Source organism: Mesorhizobium sp. M7A.F.Ca.US.005.03.2.1 (assembly GCF_003997795.1).
Taxonomy (GTDB): Bacteria; Pseudomonadota; Alphaproteobacteria; order Rhizobiales; family Rhizobiaceae; genus Mesorhizobium; species Mesorhizobium ciceri.
Genome location: NZ_RZRP01001209.1, coordinates 1 through 1395, shown reverse-complemented (window position 1 = coordinate 1395; position 1395 = coordinate 1). Strand labels below are relative to the sequence as shown.

Here is a 1395-nt window from a genome sequence, read left to right as displayed (position 1 = left end):
GACCAGCGCACCACCAGATTGTGCGGACAGGCCTCGCCGCCGACCAGCAGCGTGCGCAGGCTGGGCACATCCGATGTCATCGACGACAGCAGCGTCGGGCTGCAGGCGATGCAGGTGATGTCATGGAGCCGCAGGAAATCGGCGAGTTCCTCGCCCACCAGCGGCATCTGGCCGGGTGCCGGCACCACGGTTGCGCCGGCGACGAACGGCACCCAGATCTCTTCGGAGGAAAAGTCGAAGGCGATCGTCATGCCCTGGTAGACGCGGTCGCCCGGCCGGTAGCCGTAGGAGGCGGCGGCGACGCGGATGAAATTGACGAAACTCTGGTGCTTGATGACGACGCCCTTGGGCTTGCCGGTGGTGCCCGACGTGTAGAGGATGTAGCAGGTGTCGTCCGCTGAAGCGGCCTTCGCATGCGGCTTCAGCGGCGCGTCGGACTGTTTGGTGATTTCGGTGGCAGTGCTGTCGATCAGCAGGTGCGGAACCGGCAGTTGGCCGGCGCGCGACGCATAGGCGGCGATGGTGACGATCAGGCTGACGCCGGCGTCTTCGATGATGAGCGCCATCCGCTCCTCGGGAAAGGCGGTCGCCAGCGGCACGAAGGCAGCGCCCGCCTTCATCACGGCGAGCAGCGCGACATAGGTCTCCGCCGAGCGGTCGAGGATGAGCCCGATGCGGTCGCCCGGCTTCACGCCGCGCTTGACCAGCAGGCGGGCGAACTGGTTGGCCCGCCTGTCCAGTTCACGATAGGTCCAGACACGCCCATCGGAGATCACCGCCGGCAGCGCTGCGAACATTTCGGCGAGCTGTTCGAAGACCGTGTCGAGCCGCTCGCCGGGCAGGCCATGGCGGGCAAAGTCGGCGCCCGTCAGGATTTGCCCGCGCCTGGCTGTCGCGGGAGCCGTTCTTACCAGCGCAGCGACACCTGCCGGGCCGCTTTCCAGCCCCGATCGTTCCGCGTCCAGTTCGGCGACATCGACACCGTGATCCATTTCCATACTTTCCCGTCCAGGCCGGGCATTGCCCGGCACGGCCATTTTTCCAGTTGTTGTGGGATGCTTATGCCATCCGATCTTTTCGGCAGTTTTTCCGAACTGTTGAATATTGTTTCTGAACTGTGTCTGGGCGGGGTTTTGAGCCTCCCTTGGCGGCTGCGCCCGGCGGCAACGCCGGCGCGCGCGCCAGCGTTTTTCTGGAACCAGCCTTGAGGCCCCGCATTCTATGAGCAGGGACTGAAGGAGCGTGTCGTGAAAGCGGTTTTGGGACTGGTCTGCGGCTTCGTGCTGACCCTTGCGGTCTTCGGCAGCGGACTGGGCTTCGCCGCCTGGCTGCTTGCCGCAAAGCCGCCGCGCCAGGCAACGGCCACCGTCAGCGTGGCGGAGCTGTGGACCAAGA

1 protein-coding gene is annotated in these 1395 nt (G+C 65.5%); it reads right to left on the bottom strand.

The window, feature by feature from the left end; translation table 11 throughout:
• Positions 1-998, bottom strand: a 998-nt coding sequence (locus tag EN991_RS36315; RefSeq protein WP_164769664.1) for an AMP-binding protein, incomplete at its 3' end; no start/stop codon positions are given.
• Positions 999-1395: the final 397 nt, after the last annotated feature.